Consider the following 25,158-nt stretch of genomic DNA (forward strand, 5'->3'; position numbering starts at 1 on the left):
TTTTAAGATAGGTTTATCAACGAAGTGGCTGTTGTAAGGTTAACGCTTCCTCTTGCAATTCAATCGAAGTATGATAAATAAAATTTCTAGGTGTAATTAGCTGTTTATCATCGCCTCTACGGCAATTTGTGAAGATTATATTTTCCTAAATATAAAAAAAAAGTATATTGAAACACAGTTACACTAGGGTTTTTGAGAATCTTTAAACAGTAACTCTATAGCAATAAAGATTCAGCAAAGATAACTAAGACGAATGGTCGATGTGAGAAAAAAAAGTTTATGGTCAAATACATCTAACCTTAAAGTTCAATAACTTTAAAACGATGCAAGTACTACTAGACTATCCAAAAATAACTGTTATTAGTCCTCAAGGTTGCCTAAATGCCACAAACGCTTTAGAATTTGAAACAAATATAACCAAAGCACTCTCACAAGACGGGGTTTGTTTGTTACTCGTAGACTTAGAGTTTGTGGAATCTGTTGACAGTGCTGGCTTGATGGCATTAGTGTCTGCACTTAAGCTATCTCAGAAACTAGGACGGAGCTTTAGCCTGTGCTCTATTTCACCATGCTTGAGAATTATATTTGAAATGACTCAGTTAGATAGGGTTTTTGAGATATTTGAAGGGAAAGCGGCATTTGAAGCAGCTTGCTTTGCGATCCAATCAGTGAAAACGAACTCATGTCAAAAAAAGTCTTAAGGAAAAATCAGTGGCTCTGTTGAAACACCATTAAAATGCTAATGTTAGAAGTGAGTAGCTGTAATTAAGGTAGCTAAAAGATAGCACAGTGAATGTTGCAGTTGAAAAGTTAATCACATCGGATATAGTAAAACCAGCTCGTTACTTAGGTAACGAGCTCTTAGCAATTCATAAGCCTTGGTATACGGCAGAAATCCATTGGGTTCTAACATACCCGGAAATTTATGAAGTGGGCGCATCGAATTTAGGACACATTATCCTTTATAATATACTGAACGCTCAGCCGCGTCAGTTATGCGATCGCGCTTACCTACCAGGATCAGATCTAGCAATAAAACTACGAGCAACAAAGACACCATTGTTCGCCGTAGAATCTAAGCGATCACTAAGCGAATTTGACATTCTAGGCTTTAGCCTCAGTTATGAACTCGGAGCAACCAACATTTTAGAAATGTTGGACTTAGCTGGAATTCCCCTAACTTGGCAAGAACGTCTAGAGGTGGAGACAAAATCAGATAACGAGGACGTTACTTCCTCGTCGTCCCCCCGTACACCCTTCTCCTTTAGTTACCCTCTGATTTTTGCAGGGGGACAGACAGCTACATCCAATCCGGAACCGTATGCTGAGTTCTTCGACTTTTTCGCCTTAGGAGATGGTGAGGAACTGTTGCCAGAAATCGGCTTAGTTTTGGAAGAAGGTAAAAAAGCAGGACTGAGTCGTAAAGAATTGTTGCTGGATTTAGCGCAGATACCAGGCGTCTATGTTCCTTTGTTTTATGATATGGCAGAGGATGGGTCAGTTCATCCTAACCACCCAGATGTCCCAAAACAAATTGTGCGGCGGATAGCAAGCCCAATGCCAGCCTATTCTATCGGGTTAGTTCCCTATATCGAGCCAGTCCATGACCGCCTGACAATTGAAATTAGGCGTGGTTGTACTCGTGGCTGTCGCTTCTGCCAACCAGGAATGCTGACTCGACCAGCACGAGATGTAGAGCCACAAAAGGTAGTGGAAGCAATAGATTCGGGAATGCGGCAAACAGGTTACAATGAGTTTTCTTTACTGTCCTTAAGCTGTTCTGATTATTTATCCTTACCAGCAGTGGGGATGGAAATCAAGAATAGGCTCAAAGATGAGAATATTTCTCTTACTTTACCAAGCCAACGAGTTGATAGATTTGATGAAAATATTGCCAACATCCTTGGTGGTGTGCGGCAAGGAGGACTGACTTTTGCTCCAGAAGCCGGAACTCAAAGAATGCGAGATATAGTTAACAAGGGTTTGACGAACGAAGAACTACTGCGGGGTGTAAAAACAGCTTGGGAACAAGGCTGGGACAAAATTAAACTTTATTTTATGATTGGCTTGCCAGGTGAAACTGATGCTGATGTTTTAGGCATAGCAGAAACGGTAAGCTGGTTAAAAAGGGAGTGTCGAGCGAAAAGTAGAAGAGCACTGTCATTTAACATCACAATCTCTAACTTTACGCCCAAGCCTCATACACCTTTTCAGTGGCACTCTGTTTCCACTGCTGAGTTTAAGCGCAAGCAAGAGTTACTGCGCCAAGCATTCCGCCGTATCAAGGACGTGAAGGTGAATTTCACTGATGTCCGCATTTCAGCAATGGAAGATTTTATCGGACGAGGCGATCGCCACCTAGGTTCAGTATTGCGCCGTGCTTGGGAATTAGGTGCAGGCATGGATTCTTGGTTTGAAAGTGTAGAAAAAGCTTTCATTGCTTGGGAACAAGCCATCTTGGAAGCTGGTTTAGATTGGAAATATCGCCAAGTGGAGAAGGGCGAGTGGAACTTGTTTGCAACAACAGCAGACAAGGAGAAAGAAAAGGAGGAAACGAGCAAAAAAGAAAACCAAGCATTGACTGCCTGGATCCCTAGCCTTGATTCACCCCTGCCTTGGGACCACATTAACACTGGTATAGAGAAAAAATGGCTTAAGGAAGATTTGCAACGCGCTTTAGATGCAGCAACTGTGCCAGATTGCTCTTTTGAAAGTTGTTCTCACTGTGGCGTGTGTGGCACTGACTTTGGTCATAATATTGTGATAGAGCCGCCTTCTATCCCAGCATTTGCGGGTGAGTTTGTCCCAAATACGACCAAAGCACAACGGCTGCGTGTCTGGTTTGGCAAGCAAGGGGGTTTGGCTTTAGTCGGACACTTGGATTTGATGCGCTTATTTGATAGATCTGTGCGCCGCGCCGGCTTGCCAATTTCTTTTACTGGTGGGTTTCATCCAACCCCTCGCATTTCTATCGCCCATGCTTTGCCTTTGGGAACCACCAGCAGTGGTGAAATTGTAGATTTTGAGCTAACACAGCCAGTTGACTTGGAGAGTTTTCGCCAAAAATTAGCTGATGCTCTGCCATTAGATATTCCCATATATCAGATTCAAGAGCTAGATTTAAAAGCAAGTTCTGCAAACCAAGCTCTGGAAGCTAGTGAGTATCTCATAACTGTGGGTTGCCTTATTTCGGCCACACCTGTAGAATGGCAAGATTGGGTAGAAACCATCAAAGCCAAAAATGAGTTTTGGTGGGAACACACAACCAAGTCAGGCAAAATTCAGTTGGTAAATCTGCGCGATCGCTTATTTGAGTTAGAATTAGTAGAGTTGCCAAAACACCGAGATCATCAGGAAGAACCTGCAGTTATCCTGCGATATGTAGGTAGCTGTCGGCATGATGGGGTGCTGTTGCGTCCCGAACAAGTCCTGTTTATGCTAGAACAAGTAGCAGATACAGAATTCAATCTGCTGCAAATTCACCGGAATCGGCTGATTTTGGCAGTTTAGTTTTTAGGGGCAATTTGCTAGTAATTGCCCTGTAGTAGCACCTTAGGATAATTGATTTTTAACAAGGTTGCGTTAGAATGGAATCAAGAGAAATTTTCTGGCGCTGCATTGAGTGGACTGATTCACTACCCTGATACTCAGGGCGCAAAAGCAAAGATATTAGAGTGAAACGATTAGCGGGTTTTTTATTTAAGACAAACACCCCATCTGATTAATAACACTCTCTTTGATCTCGGTTGTGTGAATCAGCTTTTCCCCTACAATAGGCTTGCTGGCTTCTCTGATTCTATGATTTTTAAAATTAATTGAATGCCCAATCCACAATTTAGGTAGTTCGAGTAACGAGTACCGAGTGTTGAGATAGTGTTAAGTCACGAGTGGCGAGTTGAAGTGTAAATGACCCAGAACTTACCCTATGCCTACGGCACGCCAAAGGCGAACGGGTATCTCCTCCAACAGACGCGCTTTTTGTAAGTCCTAAAGGGACACGCTGAAAACCCCCAAGGGCGTACAGGCGTAAACAACTCATAAAACGCCGCTTGCTATAAGCGCTTACTTAGAGCAAGCCAGTTTCCAAGGGTGGGGGGGAAACCTCGCACTTTTATTAGCTGCGCCCTTGGGCGTAGTGGCTCGTCAAAACTCATAACTCAGAACTTCGCACTTTCCAGCGATTGGGTATTGCATCAAAAATTAACCACAGACGGTTCATTAAATTGCTTAAATTAATTGCAACCGTTCTGGATGGATCAGGCTTGTCAACGCAGTTAAGCGCCTAAGTAGCTTTGTTTCGTTTTTTGTGAGCGCAATTTTTAAGCGCAGCGCATAAGCAGGCTTGTAGCGGCCAGAGGTATAACAAACTGCCAAGTCTATTAATGCTGCCAGTTTTTGAGGACTATAATTGAATGCCAAAACAAATTATCATCGCGGAACAGCATCAAATTGCTGCAGTATTTTCTGAAGACCAAATACAAGAACTCGTAGTGGCCACAGGACATCACCAAATCGGTGATATCTACTTAGGAGTAGTGGAGAATGTACTACCTGGGATAGATGCGGCTTTTGTTAATATAGGCGACCCAGAGCGAAATGGGTTTATTCATGTCACTGACTTAGGTCCCCTACGACTCAGACGTACAGCAGCGGCGATTACAGAATTATTAACACCGCAGCAAAAAGTATTAGTGCAAGTAATGAAAGAGCCAACAGGTACTAAAGGACCAAGGCTCACCGGGAACATTACCTTGCCAGGACGCTACGTTGTACTGATGCCATACGGTCGGGGAGTCAATTTATCACGTCGGATTAGGAGTGAAAGCGAACGTAATCGTTTGCGTGCGCTAGCAATTTTAATTAAACCAGCAGGGATGGGTTTGTTAGTTCGTACCGAAGCCGAAGGCAAACCAGAAGAAGCGATTATTGAAGATTTAGAATTGCTGCAAAAGCAATGGGAAGCAATTCAGCAAGAAGGGCAATCAACGCGTCCGCCAGCGCTCTTAAATCGGGATGATGATTTCATCCAGCGCGTGCTAAGGGATATGTACGGCGCAGATGTAAACAGAATTGTGGTAGACTCCAGTACTGGGTTGAAGCGAGTGAAACAGTACTTGCAAAACTGGAGTGGTGGACAAACACCGCAAGGGGTGTTAATAGATCATCACCGTGATCGCGCACCAATTTTAGAATACTTCCGTATTAATGCTGCAATTAAAGAAGCTCTCAAACCCAGAGTAGACTTACCTTCTGGAGGCTATATCATTATCGAGCCGACAGAAGCATTAACAGTGATAGATGTCAACTCTGGTTCATTCACGCGATCGGCAACAGCTAGAGAAACTGTTTTATGGACAAACTGTGAAGCAGCCACAGAAATTGCTCGTCAGCTGCGGTTGCGAAATGTTGCAGGAGTAATTGTCGTTGATTTTATTGATATGGAATCGCGGCGTGATCAACTGCATGTTCTAGAACATTTCAACAAAGCACTCAAAGCAGACAAAGCTCGTCCCCAGATTGCCCAACTCACTGAGTTAGGTTTAGTAGAACTCACTCGCAAACGTCAAGGTCAAAATATTTACGAATTGTTTGGTACAGTTTGTTCCACCTGCGGCGGTTTAGGGCACATTGTCCATTTACCAGGAGAAACTGAAAGCCGACCCCTCGCGGCACCAACAGAATTACCAGACCGTTTTGCATCTTCCTTGCCCTATAAAGAACCACGTCTGCCAGTAACTCGACCGACTGAATCACGGGAAACCTTGGAAGGATATGGGGAACCATACGAGAGTGACAATGATTTGGCTACTTTGAATCTAGTCAATCATCCCAGCTACCAAGAAATGACTGATAGCAGAAAGCGTCGTACCCGCCGTAGTACGCGCATAGAAAGGTTAAATGGGGGAAATGGCAAAGATGAGCCACGGGTTGGGACTAATAACCCTCTGGCGTTTTTGAACGAGCCAGACTTGGAAATAGATGATGAGCCGGAACTTCCCACCCCATCAGAGGTCTCTTCACCCACTATTAGCAAACCTTCTTGGGGGAGTGACAGAGTCATCGAACGTAGCCATAAAGTGGTGACAAAGGTAGAACCAATCAAGCCAGTGGTAGAACCACCGGAGATTGTAACTGTAGAAATGTCGTCTCAGGAACAGGATGTCTACGCCCAGATGGGAGTTTCTCCGTTGGAAAAATTGAGTCGGGAGGTCAGAAATCCCAAATCTGTTATTATCAACGTCACCTTGCCTGGACACAGTCCTGCAACACCAACTGAATCAACCTCAGAATCACCTGTCTCTGCTAGAGTCACCGCTGTAGTCACACCCAGTCTACCAACCGAATCAATTCCAGAAACGACATCTGATGTATCGGGTGATGTATCGGGTGATGTATCGGGTGATGTCTCAGGTGATGTCTCAGGTGATGTCTCGGATCTTCCCGTAATGACAGAAGATGAAAGTGAAGTAACCAGCAGTCTAAGTGATAAGCGCCGCCGTCGCCGTCGTTCTTCCTCTGTGGAGACTGATACTGAAAACTAAGAAACTTATGATTAAGACGGAGCGAACTGTCACTTCTACTAAGTTGTCAGCACCCAACACACAGATGAGGTGGCTAGATTTTTCCATGCTGTCAAGTACTCAAGGGCTGATTGCAGGTGTGGATGAAGTGGGACGAGGTGCCCTGTTTGGTCCTGTGGTAGCAGCAGCAGTGATACTACCAGATAGCGCTTTATCACAACTCACAGCAGTTGAAATTAAAGATAGTAAAAAGCTATCCAGTTCTCGAAGAGTGCGGCTAGCGCAACAAATCTGTGCCCTGGCTATAGACTGGAAAATTGGTTTTGCTTCAACAGCTGAGATTGACCAGACGAATATTCTTCAAGCAACAATGCTAGCAATGAAGCGGGCTGTTCTCAAGTTAAAGGTGCAGCCTGCTTTGTGTTTAATTGATGGCAATCAGTTAGTAAAAGACTTGCCACTGGCACAACAAACGATAGTCAAGGGAGATGAGCGCTCAATTGCTATTGCCTCTGCTAGCATTATTGCGAAAATTTGGCGTGATGACCTTATACTTCGCCTCGCTTCTAAGTATTCTATGTATGACTTGGAACGCAACAAGGGTTATGGAAGTCAGCGGCATCTGATGGCACTGCAACAGCACGGACCTTCACCATTACATCGTAAATCGTTTCGTCCTTGTCAAATCACGGTACTTAGTTGTGCTAAATAGACCTTATCCATAGTTGTAGATCACAACTACTTTATCTACTTTGGTGCTTCTATCAACACAGACACCTTTTACTTGCCCACAGGTGTATATTTGGAGCTAGCCGATTCTACGAACGTATTGAGATTTCACTCAACAACGTGACATCTGCATAGGTCTATGTACATCTGTAGTTCATCACAATTCTATATTCATAAACACTAAAATTTCTTCATAATTGCTCTGGGTTGAAGAGCGGCATACTTTTATCCTCAAGCGCTTTTTCTCGCGTTTGCAATGTTACCCAACGGCAATAATCTCCTAAAAGTTGATGTAGTAATCTTTGCTTAATTGTCAGCAAAACACTTTTGAGCAAACCATTGCCTGTTGCTTCCAGTATTGGTTTAGGTGTATAGGAAAATGGTGGGGGGAAATCTAGCAACACTTCTAAATCGGCTCTTCCTTTGATCACCGTGCTAGTAACTTGCGGTTCTGGCAATAAATACCCTTTCAAATTCAATGTAAAGCGCTCGTTGATATACTCTACACCAAGGATTTCACAATTTAGCGATCGTAAATAAATTGTTCCATTTGATTCAGCCCAGACTCTCATGTCTACAGTTGGTTGAATACTTAGTGACATAAAGTTCAGAGGACGCATTTTCAACCGAAATACTTCGTCTGAAAGCTGTTGGATACGGCTAGGGTCAACTAAAGCGTTAACCAAGCGTTGAGGTTGACGTAAGTAGTGCTGAATTGGAATGGGCTGTTCTGGAACAGCAATTTCGATTGATTGATAGGCAGTAAATCGAGTAGACATGAGTTTTTTAAAATATCTGTTAAATAATTGTAATATTTTCTTAAACATTTGTGTTCGTCATAAGTCGTAAGTGAGCCAGCGCGGACGCCACATGCCTCTGTGGGGAAACCCCTATCGCGAACCCGTAAGGGCCATCAGTCATAACTCATTTGTGTGGAAAGAAGTTTATTATGTCTGATAACAAGTCACAACACTCAATATAAATAACATTCCCTCCACTTGATTGCGGACGTGAACTGACTTCACGCTCGCGTTGCGGTTCGGGAGTGGTCAACTATCCACACAAAACTAAACTTCATGAATCTATCGATTGCACACTTAGGACCTCCAGGTACTTACACAGAACAAGCCGCTCTTTTTTATCTCAACTGGTTGACGAAAAGTACGGGAGTTGAGGCTATGTTATGCCCTTATCCCAGCAATGCTCAGACATTACGAGCCGTTGCCCAAAAAGAGGCACAATTGGCTGTTGTACCTGTGGAAAATTCTATTGAAGGCAGTGTGACCATGACACTGGATACATTATGGCAACTAGATAGTTTGCAAGTTCAGTTGGCTTTGGTTATGCCCATTTCTCATAAATTAATTTCTTGTGCTCAAAGCTTAGAAAATATCAAAACAGTTTATTCTCACCCACAAGGCTTAGCACAATGTCAAGTGTGGTTGGAGAAGTTTCTCCCCAGTGTAGAGCGAATTCCAACGAATTCCACCACTGAGGCGCTACTGCAACTAAAGCAAGACTTAACTGCTGCAGCTATTTCATCCCAACGGGCAGCGCAACTCTACAACTTGCCAATAATAGCTAGCGAGATTAATGACTATCCCGGAAATTGTACTCGTTTTTGGCTGGTCAGTCAAAATCATTTACCAATCTCCCAACCCACTGTTTCAGAATGTACGCGTTACACATCAATTGCTTTTAGTGTTCCTGCTAATATACCAGGAGCATTGGCTAAACCTCTACAGGTATTAGCTCGTCTAAATATTAATCTCAGTAAAATTGAATCTCGCCCAACAAAGCGTTCTCTTGGGGAATACCTATTTTTTATTGATTTGGAAGCAGACGCATCTCAACCACACGTACAATCTGCTTTAGCAGAAATATCTTCCTATACAGAGATATTAAAAATCCTTGGCAGTTATAATGTTTTACCAATGAACGCTCTTGGTGAAGCAGTTAGTGGTTAATACTTAGTTGTTGTTTATTTAACGACTAATAACCACTAACGACTAACCAGCACAACTCACAACTTCTGATTGAAGGTGTCCTTGAGAACGGTACGAGCTGCCAAGTGGTTACGAGTAGAAGTGAGAATTTCTGCTTCCCGTTCTAAACGAGCAGCAGTATCCTGCATTTCTAACAATGTCTGTTGCTCTGTAGCAACACCATAAAGATTACTTGCTACCCAGTAAGATAACTCTGTTGGTAAATTTGGCAAATCTTCTGGCAGTTCTATGTTTTGCTCAGTTAACTTAGCTGACAGACGCACAACATCTGTGAGTAATTGTTCAACATCAGTAGCCAAAGGTCGCAAATTTTTTGTTGGAGAGTTGTCTGAAATCCACTCAACCAAGCCAACTCGATACGGCTTTTCACGGACATACTTTAAAAGGCGAAATCTTTGTTGACCCAATGTCCACATCTTTATTCGGTCATCTGGTAGTCTCTCATGATGAACAATTTCTGCACAGCAGCCAATGTTAGCAATCGTGCCTTTCATTGGATCTACCATCAAAACCCCGAACCTGCGATCGCTCTCCAAAATTGTATTCATCATAATTCGGTAGCGAAATTCAAAAATGTGCAGGGGTAAGGGTCTTGTTGGAAATAGAACTACCTCTGGTAACGGGAACAGAGGTAGTTCGCAAACTGCAATTTTAGAAGAGGATGTCATTGTTACCTTGGTATAAATTTAATCTTAAAAAGCTTTTATTCTCTGCTTTTTCCCGCACTTTTTCTATATTCTATCATTTTGATTTTAATGCAAATAAAAAGCCCTGAAATATAATTGTTCAGGGCTTTGTTATGATTGATACAAAAACACTTTTGTTAGCTGTTAGTAAGCTAGTGCGTTCCCACTGGGCATATCCGAAGGGTTGTTAGTTTTTACAAAGTAAACTAAGCACTAGCAAATAATCAATTGACATTAGAGCTTAACTTCGATGTCTACACCCGATGGTAAATCTAGTTTCATCAAGGCATCAATGGTTTTAGAAGAAGGTTGGTAGATATCGATAATCCGACGATGAGTACGGGTTTCAAAATGTTCTCGTGAGTCTTTATCTACGTGGGGCGAACGCAACACACAGTAGATTCGGCGTTTTGTAGGTAAAGGAATTGGTCCTATAGCTGTCGCATTGGTCCGGTTTGCTGTGTCTACAATCTTCTCGCAAGATGTGTCCAGCAAGCGGCGGTCAAAAGCCTGTAAACGAATTCTAATCTTTTGCTGCTGTAGAGTTGCCATCTTAAATTTTCCAGGTTCTGATGAGTTGTGATTTTGGTATTAGGACTAGAGACGAACGATTAGTAAACAAGCTTTCCAATACCCCTTGAAGGAGTGCGTCTGGAGTATGCGATTGTTGTAACGCGTTCATGGACACGAAAAGAGCAGAGTGGCTATTATACCATCTCTGCTCCTTTTTTAGTTAAGGTGCAAAGGTCTTACTTGACGATTTTGGAAACAACACCAGCACCGATGGTACGACCACCTTCACGAATTGCAAAGCGCATTCCTTGCTCAATAGCGATCGCGTTGATAAGTTCTACACTCACCTTAATACGGTCTCCGGGCATCACCATTTCGGCAGCACTGCCATCGTCAGCAGTGAACTGTTTGATTGTGCCAGTCACATCGGTTGTCCGCACATAAAACTGAGGACGGTAGCCTGGGAAAAATGGAGTCTTGCGACCGCCTTCTTTTTCTGTTAAGACGTACACTTCACCTTCAAATTGTGTGTGAGGGGTGATTGAACCAGGCTTAGCAATAACCATGCCCCGTTCTATATCAGCTTTTTGTATACCGCGCAACAGTATTCCGGCATTATCACCAGCCATACCTTCTTCAAGACTCTTCTTGAACATCTCGATACCGGTTACGGTGGTGCTGCGAGTATTTCTAATACCCACTAACTCTACGTTGTCGCCGATTTTGACTTTACCCCGCTCAATACGTCCGGTAGCTACAGTACCACGACCTGTGATCGAGAACACGTCTTCTACTGCCATCAAGAAGGGCTTATCTACATCGCGCTCAGGAGTGGGGATATAAGCATCTACAGCATCCATCAGTTCGTAGATTTTATCTACCCAATCATTGGTACCTTTCTGTGTCTTGGCGTTAGCAGTCATTGCTTCCAACGCCTGTAGACCAGAGCCTTTGATAATAGGAATGTCGTCACCAGGGAAATCGTAGTCAGATAGCAATTCTCGAAGTTCTAGTTCTACTAGTTCCAGGAGTTCTTCGTCATCCATCAAGTCTTCTTTATTCAAGAAGACGACCAGACTAGGAACGCCAACCTGTTTTGCCAGCAGGATGTGTTCGCGGGTTTGGGGCATAGGGCCATCGGTAGCAGCTACTACGAGGATCGCTCCATCCATCTGAGCCGCACCTGTGATCATGTTTTTCACATAGTCAGCATGTCCGGGGCAGTCCACGTGAGCATAGTGCCGCTTCTCGGTTTCATACTCCACGTGAGCGGTATTGATGGTAATACCCCGTGCTTTTTCTTCTGGTGCATTATCGATTTGGTCGTAGCCTTTAGCCACAGCTTGACCCATAGCTGCCAAGGTCATGGTGATGGCTGCCGTTAACGTAGTTTTACCGTGGTCAACGTGTCCAATCGTACCGATGTTAACGTGGGGTTTATTCCTTTCAAACTTTGCGCGTGCCATTAATGGTAATTTCCTTTACTAACTAACCGTTCCCTTTGCTTTTAGCTATGATTGCCTCAGCCACGTTGCGAGGCACTTCTTCATAGTTGCTAAACTCCATTGAAAAGATGCCCCGACCTTGGGTCTTTGATCTGATATCAGTGGCGTAGCCAAACATTTCTGCCAATGGAACTTTAGCAGTTACTTTGGCAAGACCCTGCTCAGATCCCATCCCCTCAATTTGCCCACGACGCGAATTGAGGTCGCCCATCACATCCCCAAGGAAGTTTTCGGGAACTTCTACCTCAACTTTCATCATAGGCTCTAACAGGACGGGTGCTGCTTTCATCACAGCTTCTTTCATCGCCATTGAGCCAGCGATTTTGAAAGCCATTTCTGAAGAGTCTACATCGTGGTACGATCCATCAACCAGCGTTGCTTTGACATCAATCAGTGGATATCCAGCAAGAACACCCGATTCGCAGCTTTCTTTCATTCCCTGTTCTGCTGGTCCAATGTACTCTTTAGGTACAGTACCACCAACAATTTTGGAGACGAATTCAAAGCCGGTTCCTGGTTGTCCTGGCTCCAAGTCAATCACAACGTGACCGTACTGACCTTTACCACCGCTTTGGCGGATGAACTTACCTTCAATTCTGTTAACATGCTTGCGAATTGTTTCGCGGTAAGCAACTTGTGGCGCACCAACGTTTGCTTCCACTTTGAATTCACGTAACATCCGGTCTACCAGAATTTCCAGGTGTAGCTCTCCCATCCCTGCAATCACGGTTTGGTTGGTTTCCGGATCGACGTTGACGCGGAAAGTGGGGTCTTCTTCTGAGAGAGATTGTAGAGCCTTGGACAGTTTGTCCATGTCGTTTTTGGTTTTGGGTTCAACCGCCACCGAGATCACAGGCTCAGGAATGAACAGGGATTCCAGAATCACTGGTGATCCATCATCAGAAAGTGTGTCACCTGTCAAGGTGTCTTTCAATCCCAACGCGGCTCCTAAATCGCCTGAGCGCAGTTCATCTACATCCATTCTGTCATCTGCTCTCAAAACTACTAAGCGAGAAATCCGTTCTTTCTTGTTCTTAGTAGCATTGAGGACATAGCTGCCTTTCTTGAGAACACCAGAATAGACGCGAACGAAGGTTAGGCGACCGTAGGGGTCAGCCATAATCTTGAAGGCAAGAGCTGATAGTGGTTCACTGTCGTCGGCATGGCGCTCGACGGCTTCACCATTTGGCAGTGTACCTTGAATTGGTGGTACATCGATTGGTGCTGGTAGGTAATCTACTACTGCATCCAACAGCAGCTGTACGCCTTTGTTTTTGAATGCCGAGCCGCAAAGCAGTGGCACAATCTTACCTTTCACCGTGCCTTCACGCAGAGCAGTATGGATTTCGTCTTCGGTCAGTTCCTCACCTTCGAAGTACTTGGTCATCAAGTCATCACTAGTTTCCGCTGCCGCTTCAATCAGTTTGGCGCGGTACTCTTCAACCAGATCCACCATATCTTCAGGGATGTCTGTTTCCTGAATATCGGTTCCCTGGTCGTTGTTGTAAATATATGCACGCATCCGCACCAGGTCAACAATACCCTTGAAGTCGATTTCACTGCCAATAGGCAACTGAATAGGAATCGCATTTGCCCGCAGGCGATCGCGCACTTGCTCGTAAACCCTGTAAAAGTTTGCGCCGGTGCGATCCATCTTGTTGATAAAAACAATGCGAGGCACTTTATAGCGATCTGCCTGACGCCACACGGTTTCTGTTTGAGGCTGCACACCACCAACAGAACATAAAACTGTGATCACACCATCCAGTACCCGCATGGAACGTTCCACTTCAATCGTGAAGTCTACGTGTCCTGGAGTATCAATAATGTTTATTTGATGATTTTTCCAAGTGGTACTAATAGCAGCAGCAGTGATGGTAATTCCCCGCTCTCGCTCTTGTTCCATCCAGTCGGTTACTGCGGTTCCTTCATGAACCTCACCTATTTTATGAATTATCCCAGAGTAAAATAATATTCTCTCTGTTGTCGTTGTTTTGCCCGCATCTATATGCGCCGCAATACCTATATTGCGTACTTTCTCTAGCGGGTTCGTACGTGCCACAGCTGCCTCCTATAGTTTTCGCCTCATGATATCTTGTATATTACACTTTGTTAAGATATTATACTCTTACGGAAAACCGTCTTTTCCTAAGTAAATATACATTCTTATTACGCTACAGTCACGATATATCACCCGATGTGAGACGCGCCAAAGCGCGTCTTTGCATTAGTAGCGATAATGAGCAAAGGCTTTGTTTGCTTCTGCCATCCGGTGCGTTTCTTCACGTTTGCGAATCGCATTCCCGCTTTCGTTTGCAGCATCCATTAATTCATTTGCCAGTTTGCTTGCCATTGTGCGACCTGGTCTTGCCCTTGAAAACTGTACTAACCAACGTAGTGCTAAGCTTGTACCCCGTTCCGCACGCACTTCCATTGGGACTTGGTAGGTTGCTCCACCAACGCGACGAGCTTTGACTTCTACTAAAGGCGTCGCATTACGCACAGCTTTTTCAAAGGTTTCCAACGGATCGCCACCAGTCCGTTCCTGTATTGTTTTCATAGCAGCATAAACAATGCGTGAGGCTAGAGATTTTTTGCCATGACGCATTATTCGCCTTGTTATCATGCTGATGAGGCGACTGTTGTATACAGAGTCCGGTGGAACCGGACGCTTTTTAATAACACCACGACGAGACATACTTAAACCTTTAGTTCTGAATCGGGAAACTACATGCTATATGTTATCGAACACCGGCATTTTTCAACGCTAAATCCCGTCGTTCAATTTTCTTGTGATGTGTAACTGCAATTCCAGTTACACTGACTGACAAAAAATGCTGTCCTTAACAACAGGAAGCGACAAAATTATATACTGTGACTGACGCTACTTATTCAACTCCCACAAGCAATACACGATTTTTCTGAGTGTTCTTTTTTACATCTTTTTTCAAGAGCTTGAAGGCTGTTCGTCAAAGACGTGCCGAAGGTTTAGTTAACCATTCCAAGAGTTATCTCCTGGAGTTTCCTGCTTTATCCTCTGAAAACTCGACGAGCAAAACTAGCATTTTTACCCGTCACCCCCAGATCGATTTAGCAGGTCTTTTGATTTAACGTCCACCAACGGCCTTAAGACAGAGAGTATGGAGTAGCGCGTACTTTGAGCTTTACATCGGCAGATACCGTTTACAGTCCTGCTAGACTTTGTGTACCAGTTTCACGCCTTGTCTGCCTGACCGACCGATGGGTGTTACCAGAAAATTTTATCGCGCTTTTATCCCGACTCTGGGCCAAGTTTGGCGCAAACACAAACTCCTTTTTAAGAGCAAGACTTGTTCTTGCAGAACGAAATTTCACTCAAATTTGTGTCAAAAAGCTCTGTATCGTGAGTCCGGAATCACTGAGCAGAACATAGTACTTGGTTTTACTAAGCAAAGCCAATTGCTATGCCCTGAGCGTAGGCTTACGGCATGCTACGGGCAATTTCTAGACTTATCAGGACGTAGGGAAAACTACGCTCCAAAGCACTTGCACATTCAGGAAATTATCCAAGTTGGACAAAGTGGCTTTTGGTGTCTGATCTATTGATGACTCATAGCTATTCTATTTAGTAGCTTTAGCGCGCTTAGTTCCATACTTGGAACGACCTTGCTTGCGGTCTTTGACTCCGGCTGTATCTAAAGTTCCACGGACAATGTGGTATCTCACGCCTGGTAAGTCCTTAACGCGACCGCCGCGAATCATCACAACAGAGTGTTCTTGTAAGTTATGACCAATGCCTGGAATGTAAGCTGTGACTTCAAATCCAGAGGTTAACCTTACCCTTGCGACTTTACGTAGAGCTGAGTTTGGCTTTTTCGGTGTGGTCGTATATACTCTAGTACAAACGCCCCGACGTTGAGGGCACTGTTTTAGAGCTGGGGACTTGGTTTTCTGACGCGCTTGTTCGCGTTCGTTACGTATGAGCTGCTGTATGGTTGGCATGAGTTACAGCGCGAGAAGCTGCCTATAGTCTAAGTTTTTACAAATCCTAATTATATCTTTTTTTGTGCTTTTGTGTCAAACTTGTTTGGCAATTAGTTATTGAGTTGTAGAAAAAGAGTTACCACATTCACAAGTTGCATGAGATCTGGAGTTGTAGAAGCGAAAGCCACCACCCATCAAATCCTCTGAATAGTCTATAGTCAACTGGTTGACGTGTTTTAAGCTTTTGGCATCTATGACAATCGCAATATCATAACACTCAAAAATGCTTTCGTCCTTTTGGGGAAACACCAAAGCAGCATCACCCGAAGAAGCGCTGGATTCTGGCTTATCGCCTGCTTTGAGCGCTTCATCAAAGGACATATCATAGTACCATCCAGAGCAACCTCCAGGTTTAACAGCCAAACGAAACAAGACATTTGGCTGTTGTTTTGATTTTAATCGCCTGATTTCATTGGCGGCAGATGGACTCAATTGGATCATATAAGCGGCAAAGCAATTTAAAAACCTATTAATGAGAAACTCGGTTTCTTAAAGAAACCGAGTTTTTTCAAAATAGCATATTTTGTCTAACTTTCGCCTGCTGCTTATTTCAGCCGAAACTGACTAACAAGCAGAGTTTAAATTCGTGCTTTGATAGGGCTATTGTTGATTTTTTTGTTCAGCCCGAGCATAGTCATCCTGGTAACGGACAATGTCATCTTCTCCTAAATATTCCCCATTTTGAACTTCAATTAACACCAAAGGAATCACACCAGGATTCTCTAATCGATGGGCTGTACACTGGGGTACATAGGTTGACTGATTATTGCTGAGGAAAACTTCATTATCACCACAGACAACCTTGGCTGTACCACAAACGACAATCCTATGTTCGCTACGGTGGTGGTGCATTTGCAAGCTGAGGCGGTGTCCAGGCTTAACTTCAATACGCTTTATTTTGTATCCACGGCCTTCTTCTAAGACGGTAAATGAACCCCAAGGACGAAGCTCAGTTGCAGCGACACCTCTTGGCGTGACAGATGGCGGAAGGGGCAATGTGTTAGTTTGTGTTGCTTCTTGAATTTGAGCCATATTTACCTCATGTTATGACACAACAGACTTTCAGTACTCTTGAATCATTGAAAAAGACAGGGCGTGACGTTGCCTTGGTGGAGATGAGCAATCCACGCCACCTCTGGCAAAGATAACACGCATCAGGTGGGGGAGTGTTATCGATCACCTCTGAAACTAGTGTGTCTACACCAAGTCTTCATCAAGTCACGTGGCAACTTATTCTCAACTTTAAAGTTAGAAGAGGGAACAGGGAACAGGGAATAAGGAAATCCCCCAATGCATTACTTCCTCTGGACTTCAGGCGGCGATAAGAATATACCAATACCGTTGTGAACGCGAGCAACAGTATTAGGGGAACGATCAAGCAATTGTCCTCCCAAGTAAAGACTAGTAGAACTTCCACCATCCAAATTAAGAGCATCAACACAGCCTAAAAGCTGCATGAGTTGGGCATGTTCTGCTAGGGTAGGTCCCCCACCATCAACACGATTGTGTACAGCCGCAATAATCAGATTTCCTGTGGTTGTTGTACATATACCACTGCGAATAGCCTTTTGATTAATAAAGGCGTTGCTAAATTTTTCGCTCTTGCCATCAAGGACAATTTGACGATTTTGCAGTAGCAGTGGTCCTGCTCCTACAATGTGGGAGTAACTGCCAAAAGCTGTAGGACCAGTGGAACTCGTTATTCTTATAGACGAGCCAACGGGTAAAGTAGCTGCATTGCTCGTAGTATTACCGCGTAATGTTAATAAATAGCCATCTTGTGGTATTTGGACGGCAATTTCACCAGCTTTACCTCCTGTTAGCTGATTGATAACCTGGTTTTTCTGGACAACAATAATGATTTCATTGTCAGTGAGAGAAGTGTAGGTTGCTCCCCATGCACTGGTATAACGGGCAATACCGCTTTGAACATAGCCACTATTGAGAGTCAAAATCGGCAACTGGACATTGTTGTTACTGACTAAAATTTCTACTAAGTTGAGACGACCAATGTAAAATTGTCCAGAATCATTCCAGGCGATCGCTCCTCGGTTAAGAATTGGACTTGATAACCACACACCATCCCGACGAATTGCACCCAGAGGTAATTGATTATTACGGTTAAAATAACCGCCGTTAATTGCTGCGACTGCTGAGTATTGTTGTGCAGTTTGAATCAAAGGAGCTGTGCCTATCAAGCTGTTAGGAGTTGTCGAGATAGGTTTCAATTTTATTCCGGAGGTACGGGGATTAATTTCTAACCACACAACAGGAAAGCGTTCTTTACCTAAGTTGACAAACCGCTGTCGCCAATTCAACCCTGGTGCCCATGTAATATTTTTTTCCACCATCGCATCAGGTCGAATTTCAATAATCAGACGATTGGGGTTAGCTACAGTGCGGATCCGAGGAGTTAAACCTAAGGGAACCCCCAGATGGATTATCGTTTGATTGTTGACTACCTCTACCTGTTGTATTAATGCTGGAGATGAGGGAGTTACTAATTTGTCTTGTCCTACTTGCCCTACTGTATTTGAAGGAGTGTAACGTTGTGCCAACATTGGATTGGCTACTCCATCAAGGGTAATGATCCACTCTCTATTTGGTGGCGAGGTAGAACGTGGAGGTGATGAAGAAAGTTGTGTAGAAGAGTTTCCTTCTTCCTCTATTTGAGGTTGAGGTTTTTTGATTAGTAGCCCTTGTGTGATTTGCCAAATAGTTGGGCGATCTAAAGCTACGATAATGCGATCCCGCCACTGTTGCTTATCCTGAGAAATATTTGTGACTTTCGCGCTTGGTGTTGTAACTACTAACGTGTTATTGACGACTTGCATCTGCCATTGGGCAGTTTTTGCGAAATTCGTAACGTCTAAATATCGATATCCACTGGTTAATACACTACTTAACACTAGTGGTTTCGTATCAGATGAAAACCACTGTATTGGTTGCTTGTTTGGATTGCTGCTATCTAAGAAATCTACCCCGAATAATTGCCGAACTGCTGCGTCACTCAGACGAATACTCAACGAGCCTGTTTTTTCGCGCTGCTGCAACCAGGCTCCAGAAAAAATGCGACCATTCAGAGAAATTTCGTTACCATAGGAAATTACCCCGCTTAAAGCAGGAGGTGGAGGTAATGGTTGCTCAAAAGAACTCACAGAGGAAGTACCCCCCTGTTGAAGTTGCTTTTTTTGAGCATACTGCTGTTGAGAGACGAGGAAACGAGGAGAAGTCTCTATGTCCCTGTGTTTGTCTGTCCCCTTGTCAGTTTTTAACAAGAACTGCGCTTTTGCATTCATACCTGTAGCTATGAAGCACAGTAGTGTCACAAGTATTGGTGACACGAAAACCATGACATACCTGCCATTGCTGTTATTGACAATAGCACTGCAATGTTGTTGGCATTTTAAAGTTGGTCTTTCTCCCATAATTCGGAATTTACTTGGTGAAAACAATTCCTTAAAGTATTAAATTCAGGGTATAGCTTTCGCTCTCGTTACAATCATGTGCCTTGTAACGGTGTTGCTTTTGAGTATCGGGAAAGTTTTGTAGAACTTAATATACCCACTACCTCGTACTCGTCACCCACTTTTAACAAAGAAGCTAAATACTTCAGTTGTCAAAATAAAAAAAAGAATGACATGAGTTTTGCTCTCGAACGGGATGTGATATTGTATATATGGGCTTTTTATCTCTTGAAAACAATCAAAAATTTTGTTTTAGTACAGCTATTAATTAGGACAAGCGCTAAGTGACATGAGTGCTCGTGATATATGACAGCTGCTTTGGTTGGCAAAACTAAAGTGATGGCATTTTCAAAGGGAGCGCTTAAAGTCGCAATGCCTCTGTTGTCATGCTGCTAGCAACACAATTGACAATAAAAACCTCAAAATTTTAAAAAACAAAAGGAGACCGAAAATTAGCAACGATAGAATTGTCAAATGAGTCTATAGTGTAATACGCTGATTTTGTTACCGAAGAAACTATAATTGTAGATTTAAAAGTCGTGAAGACATATGTTGATATGTGTTTCAGGCAAGCGACACAAGGCTAGACCTGGAAACTAGCCTTCGCCCTTAAATCTGAAAAATTTGAGGAATAGAACTATAGAACAAAAAACTGCAGGGGCAAAAGTCGTCTCTTACACTCAGTATCTACAAAAAAATAACGATATAATTTTAACACGGGTTCAGCAAATTTCAACCCGAAGTTAAAATTTTTTTTCCCTAATTTTCAGTCATTTTGTTTTTCTCCATATCTCTTCATTCTGATTTAGCAAAAATTTTCCCACAAATGAAGTTGTAAAACTCGTAACCAATGCCTCAGGGACAGTCTATGAATAAAAAACGGATGAATCAAGAAATGACATCGTTAAATACTTCCTCAGGGTTTACCCTGAGCGGAGGCGAAGGGTGTAACTATCAAGGACAAAGATGGCTCGTAGAAGAGCGAGATGCTTGTGGTGTGGGTTTTATTGCCCATCGCCAAAACTATGCCAATCACGAAATACTAGAAAAAGCGTTGGCTGCTTTGACTTGCTTGGAACACCGAGGCGGTTGTAGTGCAGATCAAGACTCTGGTGATGGCGCGGGAATATTGACCGCGATTCCTTGGACGTTGTTCCAGCAAGATTTGGCAGTACACGGGATACAACTTCCCTCTACTGAAAATACTGCTGTGGGGATGATATTTTTACCGCAAGATCCACAAGCAGCGCAAACAGCGCGTGCAGTTGTTGAGGAAATCGCAGAGTCGGAAAAATTAACTGTACTGGGCTGGCGAGTAGTCCCAGTGCAACCAAAATTACTAGGGGTACAAGCAAGAGAAAATCAACCTCAAATTGAACAGATTTTCTTCGCCTCCCAAGACAAAAGCGGTGATGAACTGGAACGTCAACTCTACATCACCCGTCGGCGAATTGGTCAAGTTATTCGCAATACTATCAACAGCAACTGGTCAGAAGACTTTTATATCTGTTCCTTGTCTAGCCGCACAATTGTTTACAAAGGCATGGTGCGTTCAGCAGTATTGGGAGACTTTTATCACGATTTAAAAAATCCGTCATACACAAGCGCTTTTGCTGTCTATCACCGCCGCTTTAGTACCAATACCATGCCCAAATGGCCATTAGCTCAACCGATGCGGCTTTTGGGACATAACGGCGAAATTAATACTCTCTTAGGTAACATCAACTGGATGATGGCACGAGAAGCGAGTTTGGATCATCCAGTGTGGAGCGAGCGCATCAACCAACTCAAGCCATTTGTCTACATAGACAATAGCGACTCAGCTACTTTAGACAACGTGTTCGAGTTGCTGGTACGTTCTGAACGTAGCCCATTGGAAGCCTTGATGATTATGGTTCCAGAGGCTTATCAGAATCAGCCACAGTTGCGTGATTACCCAGAGATTATTGATTTCTACGAATACTACAGTGGTCTCCAAGAAGCATGGGATGGACCAGCATTGTTGGTGTTTAGCGATGGGCGCAAAGTTGGCGCAACACTGGATCGTAATGGCTTAAGACCAGCTCGTTACTGCATTACCAAGGATGACTACATAGTCGTGGCTTCTGAAGCAGGAGTCGTGAATATAGATGAAGCCAACATCCTGGAAAAAGGTAGACTTGGTCCTGGGCAAATGATTGCTGTGGATTTAGAAACTCAAGAGGTGCTGAAGAATTGGGAGATAAAGGCGCGCATTGCCAAAAGCAAACCATACGGCGAATGGATACGCCAGTACCGCCAAGAACTCAAATCTTTAGTTAATGGTAAGTCGTCAGCAGTTAATGGTAATGGCGTCAATGGTAATGGACATTCCACAAACAAAATCGATAGACAAGGCTTGCTACGACACCAAGTAGCCTTTGGTTACACCACAGAAGATGTGGAATTGGTGATTCAGCCAATGGCGATTGAAGGTAAAGAGCCAACTTTCTGCATGGGGGACGATATTCCCTTAGCAGTACTGTCTGAAAAACCCCACTTGCTTTATGACTATTTCAAACAGCGCTTTGCTCAGGTGACAAACCCTGCGATTGATCCCCTCAGAGAAAGCTTGGTTATGTCGTTGAAAGTAGAACTGGGTGAGCGAGGTAACATACTACAGCCAAAACCAGAATATGCGCGCAGAATCAAGCTGGATTCACCAGTGCTGCTTGAGCCAGAATTGGAGGCTATTAAGCTTTCGGGATTTGCGACAGCAGAATTATCTACCATTTTTGAAATAGCTGCAGGTCCAGAAGGACTAAAAGCAGCAGTGCAATCTTTGCAAGCACAAGCCGCAGAATCGGTGCGGGCAGGAGCTAAAATAGTCATCCTCAGCGACAGGATAAGTAATGGCATTGATACTGAATACACCTATATTCCCCCTCTACTTGCGGTGGGTGCAGTACACCATCACCTGATCCGTGAAGGACTGCGGATGAAAACATCCCTGGTCATCGAGACAGCACAGTGCTGGAGTACACATCACTTTGGATGTCTGATTGGCTACGGCGCAGGTGCTGTTTGTCCGTATATGGCTTTGGAGACTGTGCGTGATTGGTGGTTTGACCCGAAAACCCAACAGTTTATGAAAGGGGGTAAAATCACTGACATTAGTTTAGAGCAGGCGATCGCCAACTATCGCAAAGCAGTAGAAGCTGGTTTGCTCAAGATTCTCTCCAAAATGGGGATTTCCTTGCTCTCTAGCTATCAAGCAGCGCAAATTTTTGAAGCAATCGGCATTGGGCAGGATTTATTAGAGTTGGGATTCAATGGGACAACTTCCCGCATCGGTGGAATTAGCGTTGGTGAACTCGCTCAAGAAGTGCTGGCGTTCCACAGCAAAGCTTTCCCTGAACTGACAACTAAAAAGCTAGAGAATCTGGGGTTTGTCAAATACCGTCCTAACGGTGAGTACCATATGAACAGCCCAGAATTGGCAAAAGCACTGCACAAAGCTGTTGATGGCAAGAAATACGACCATTACGAAGTTTATAAGAAGTACCTGCAAAACAGACCACTAACGGCGTTGCGTGACTTGCTGGATTTCCAAAGCGATCGCTCACCCATTTCCATTGAAGAAGTCGAGTCGCTCAGTGATATTGTCAAGCGCTTCTGTACTGGTGGGATGTCGTTGGGAGCATTGTCACGGGAAGCCCATGAAACTTTGGCGATCGCCATGAATCGCCTTGGTGGTAAATCTAACTCTGGGGAAGGTGGGGAAGATCCAGTGCGTTACAAAGTTCTGGATGACGTAGACCAAACAGGTCACTCGCCAACCTTACCGCACTTAAAAGGATTGCACAACGGTGACACGGCAACAAGTGCGATTAAGCAAGTCGCGTCAGGACGCTTTGGTGTGACGCCAGAGTACCTGATGAGCGCCAAACAAATTGAAATCAAAATCGCCCAAGGTGCAAAACCAGGAGAAGGTGGACAGCTCCCAGGACCAAAAGTCAGCCCCTACATTGCGATGTTACGGCGTTCTAAGCCTGGAGTGACGCTGATTTCACCACCACCGCACCACGACATCTATTCCATCGAAGACTTAGCGCAGCTGATTTTTGACTTGCACCAAATTAACCCGAAAGCTCAAGTATCAGTGAAGTTAGTTGCAGAAATTGGTATTGGTACCATCGCTGCTGGTGTGGCGAAGGCAAACGCTGATATCATTCAAATCTCTGGTCACGACGGCGGTACAGGAGCATCGCCACTAAGTTCAATTAAACACGCTGGTTCCCCGTGGGAACTCGGCTTGACTGAAGTCCATCGTGTGCTGATGGAAAATAGCTTGCGTGACAGAGTGATTTTGCGCGTCGATGGTGGCTTGAAGAGTGGCTGGGACGTACTTATGGGCGCATTGATGGGCGCAGAAGAATTTGGCTTTGGTTCGATCGCCATGATTGCTGAAGGCTGCGTTATGGCACGGATTTGTCACTTGAACACTTGCCCTGTGGGCGTTGCCACCCAAAAAGAAGAACTGCGCAAGCGGTTTACCGGAATGCCAGAACACGTTGTCAACTTCTTCTACTTTATTGCTGAAGAAGTCCGTAGCCTCCTAGCAAAACTTGGCTACCGTTCGTTGTCAGAACTGACTGGACGTGCTGACTTGTTGAAGGCTCGAGAAGACGTACATATAAATAAGACAACTGCGCTGAATTTAGACTGCTTACTTCAATTACCAAACGCCAGAGAAAATCGCACTTGGCTAGTACATGAGCAAGTCCACAGCAACGGCGTGGTTTTGGATGACCAATTGCTTGCTGATCCAGACATTCAAGCTGCGATCTCTAACCACTCTTGTGTCAGCAAAACACTGACGGTGGTTAATACCGACAGAACTGTTGGTACACGCTTAGCAGGGTTCATTGCTTCTAAGTATGGTGATAATGGTTTTGAAGGACAAATTCACCTGAATTTTAAAGGTAGTGTTGGGCAAAGTTTTGCTGCTTTCAATCTTCCTGGTATGACTCTCACTCTTGAAGGAGAGGCAAACGACTACGTTGGTAAGGGAATGAACGGTGGTGAGATCATCATCAAACCCCCAGCAAATGCTACTTATAACCCAGCACAAAATGTGATTATTGGCAATACTTGCCTCTATGGGGCAACGGGTGGTGTCTTATTTGCCAGAGGTTTAGCTGGAGAACGTTTTGCTGTCCGTAACTCCAATGGAACAGCTGTGATTGAGGGGGCTGGGGATCACTGCTGTGAGTACATGACTGGTGGTGTGGTTGTCGTTCTCGGGAAGGTGGGACGTAATGTCGCAGCCGGGATGACTGGGGGATTAGCGTACTTCTTGGATGAAGATGGTTTGTTTGCTGAGTTAGTCAACCGAGACATAGTTAAACTTCAACGAGTGATTACCTCTGTTGGTGAAAAGCAACTCAAAGAGTTAATCAAAGCTCATGCTGAACGTACTGATTCACAAAAAGCGAGGATGATTATAGAAAATTGGCAGGAGTTCTTGCCTAAGTTCTGGCAATTAGTTCCGCCTTCTGAAGCGGATAGTCCACAGGCTAATCCTCAAGCTGTGGAGGAAAAACAGCTTAGTTCAGTTTAGTTAACCCGCCTTCACAGTGATTGAAGGTCTAACTCCACCACTTGCACACAGAAACTTTTTTGGGTTTGTGTGTGCAACACCCCCTCAAAATAACAGCCCGCCTGTTTTCTGGATTACATTTTTGTAA

The 25,158-nt window shown here is 44.1% G+C and carries 16 protein-coding genes; 6 read left to right on the forward strand and 10 right to left on the reverse strand.

Translation table 11 applies throughout. The annotated features are described in order from the left end of the window. Positions 1 to 323: 323 nt before the first annotated feature. The 4 genes from AC5590_RS07235 (at position 324) to AC5590_RS07250 (ending at position 7,233) form a co-directional block, all read left to right on the forward strand. The gene (locus AC5590_RS07235; protein ID WP_169263494.1) at positions 324 to 701 is read left to right on the forward strand and encodes an STAS domain-containing protein; all 378 of its coding nucleotides are present in this window, start codon (positions 324 to 326) and stop codon (positions 699 to 701) included. A gap of 88 nt (positions 702 to 789) precedes the next feature. Beyond that, complete coding sequence (locus tag AC5590_RS07240; RefSeq protein ID WP_169263495.1) at positions 790 to 3,510, forward strand: TIGR03936 family radical SAM-associated protein; 2,721 nt, start codon at positions 790 to 792, stop codon at positions 3,508 to 3,510. Positions 3,511 to 4,412: 902 nt separating this feature from the next. Further along, entirely contained in the window at positions 4,413 to 6,542 is a 2,130-nt protein-coding gene (gene rne / locus AC5590_RS07245; protein WP_169263496.1) for a ribonuclease E, read from the forward strand. A 7-nt stretch (positions 6,543 to 6,549) separates the two neighbouring features. Then, positions 6,550 to 7,233, forward strand: coding sequence for a ribonuclease HII (locus AC5590_RS07250; RefSeq protein WP_169263497.1), 684 nt, complete (start codon positions 6,550 to 6,552; stop codon positions 7,231 to 7,233). Between the two features lie 208 nt (positions 7,234 to 7,441). Here the strand turns inward: AC5590_RS07250 and AC5590_RS07255 are convergent, their stop codons facing one another. Further along, a complete protein-coding gene (locus AC5590_RS07255; RefSeq protein ID WP_169263498.1) occupies positions 7,442 to 8,029 on the reverse strand; it encodes a DUF1997 domain-containing protein in 588 nt (195 codons plus the stop codon). Between the two features lie 297 nt (positions 8,030 to 8,326). Between AC5590_RS07255 and pheA the strand changes: the two genes are divergently transcribed. Continuing rightward, positions 8,327 to 9,217 (forward strand): prephenate dehydratase, encoded by an 891-nt coding sequence (pheA, locus tag AC5590_RS07260; RefSeq protein WP_169263499.1) that lies wholly within the window; start codon positions 8,327 to 8,329, stop codon positions 9,215 to 9,217. 56 nt (positions 9,218 to 9,273) lie between these two features. Here the strand turns inward: pheA and AC5590_RS07265 are convergent, their stop codons facing one another. The 9 genes from AC5590_RS07265 to AC5590_RS07305 form a co-directional block, all read right to left on the reverse strand. After that, positions 9,274 to 9,924: an LON peptidase substrate-binding domain-containing protein gene (locus AC5590_RS07265; RefSeq protein WP_169263500.1), complete on the reverse strand. Its 651-nt coding sequence runs from the start codon at positions 9,922 to 9,924 to the stop codon at positions 9,274 to 9,276. A gap of 252 nt (positions 9,925 to 10,176) precedes the next feature. Next, complete coding sequence (gene rpsJ, locus AC5590_RS07270; protein ID WP_008232935.1) at positions 10,177 to 10,494, reverse strand: 30S ribosomal protein S10; 318 nt, start codon at positions 10,492 to 10,494, stop codon at positions 10,177 to 10,179. A gap of 197 nt (positions 10,495 to 10,691) precedes the next feature. Beyond that, complete coding sequence (gene tuf / locus AC5590_RS07275) at positions 10,692 to 11,921, reverse strand: elongation factor Tu (protein WP_169263501.1); 1,230 nt, start codon at positions 11,919 to 11,921, stop codon at positions 10,692 to 10,694. 22 nt (positions 11,922 to 11,943) lie between these two features. Beyond that, complete coding sequence (gene fusA / locus AC5590_RS07280; RefSeq protein ID WP_169263502.1) at positions 11,944 to 14,022, reverse strand: elongation factor G; 2,079 nt, start codon at positions 14,020 to 14,022, stop codon at positions 11,944 to 11,946. Positions 14,023 to 14,187: 165 nt separating this feature from the next. Continuing rightward, positions 14,188 to 14,658, reverse strand: coding sequence for a 30S ribosomal protein S7 (gene rpsG, locus AC5590_RS07285; RefSeq protein ID WP_169263503.1), 471 nt, complete (start codon positions 14,656 to 14,658; stop codon positions 14,188 to 14,190). A gap of 902 nt (positions 14,659 to 15,560) precedes the next feature. Further along, positions 15,561 to 15,941: a 30S ribosomal protein S12 gene (gene rpsL / locus AC5590_RS07290; protein WP_169263504.1), complete on the reverse strand. Its 381-nt coding sequence runs from the start codon at positions 15,939 to 15,941 to the stop codon at positions 15,561 to 15,563. A gap of 96 nt (positions 15,942 to 16,037) precedes the next feature. Next, positions 16,038 to 16,424 carry a HesB/IscA family protein gene (locus AC5590_RS07295; RefSeq protein WP_169263505.1) on the reverse strand — a complete coding sequence of 129 codons (387 nt, stop codon included), beginning with the start codon at positions 16,422 to 16,424 and terminating at the stop codon, positions 16,038 to 16,040. A gap of 159 nt (positions 16,425 to 16,583) precedes the next feature. After that, the gene (locus AC5590_RS07300) at positions 16,584 to 17,015 is read right to left on the reverse strand and encodes a phosphomannose isomerase type II C-terminal cupin domain (RefSeq protein ID WP_169263506.1); all 432 of its coding nucleotides are present in this window, start codon (positions 17,013 to 17,015) and stop codon (positions 16,584 to 16,586) included. Between the two features lie 263 nt (positions 17,016 to 17,278). Next, complete coding sequence (locus tag AC5590_RS07305) at positions 17,279 to 19,411, reverse strand: phosphodiester glycosidase family protein (protein ID WP_169263507.1); 2,133 nt, start codon at positions 19,409 to 19,411, stop codon at positions 17,279 to 17,281. A gap of 907 nt (positions 19,412 to 20,318) precedes the next feature. Here AC5590_RS07305 and gltB point away from each other — a divergent pair. Next, the gene (gltB, locus tag AC5590_RS07310) at positions 20,319 to 25,031 is read left to right on the forward strand and encodes a glutamate synthase large subunit (protein WP_211178289.1); all 4,713 of its coding nucleotides are present in this window, start codon (positions 20,319 to 20,321) and stop codon (positions 25,029 to 25,031) included. The last annotated feature ends 127 nt before the right edge of the window (positions 25,032 to 25,158 follow it).

The sequence above is a fragment of the Brasilonema octagenarum UFV-OR1 genome, assembly GCF_963888615.1.
GTDB classification, from domain to species: domain Bacteria; phylum Cyanobacteriota; class Cyanobacteriia; order Cyanobacteriales; family Nostocaceae; genus Brasilonema; species Brasilonema sennae.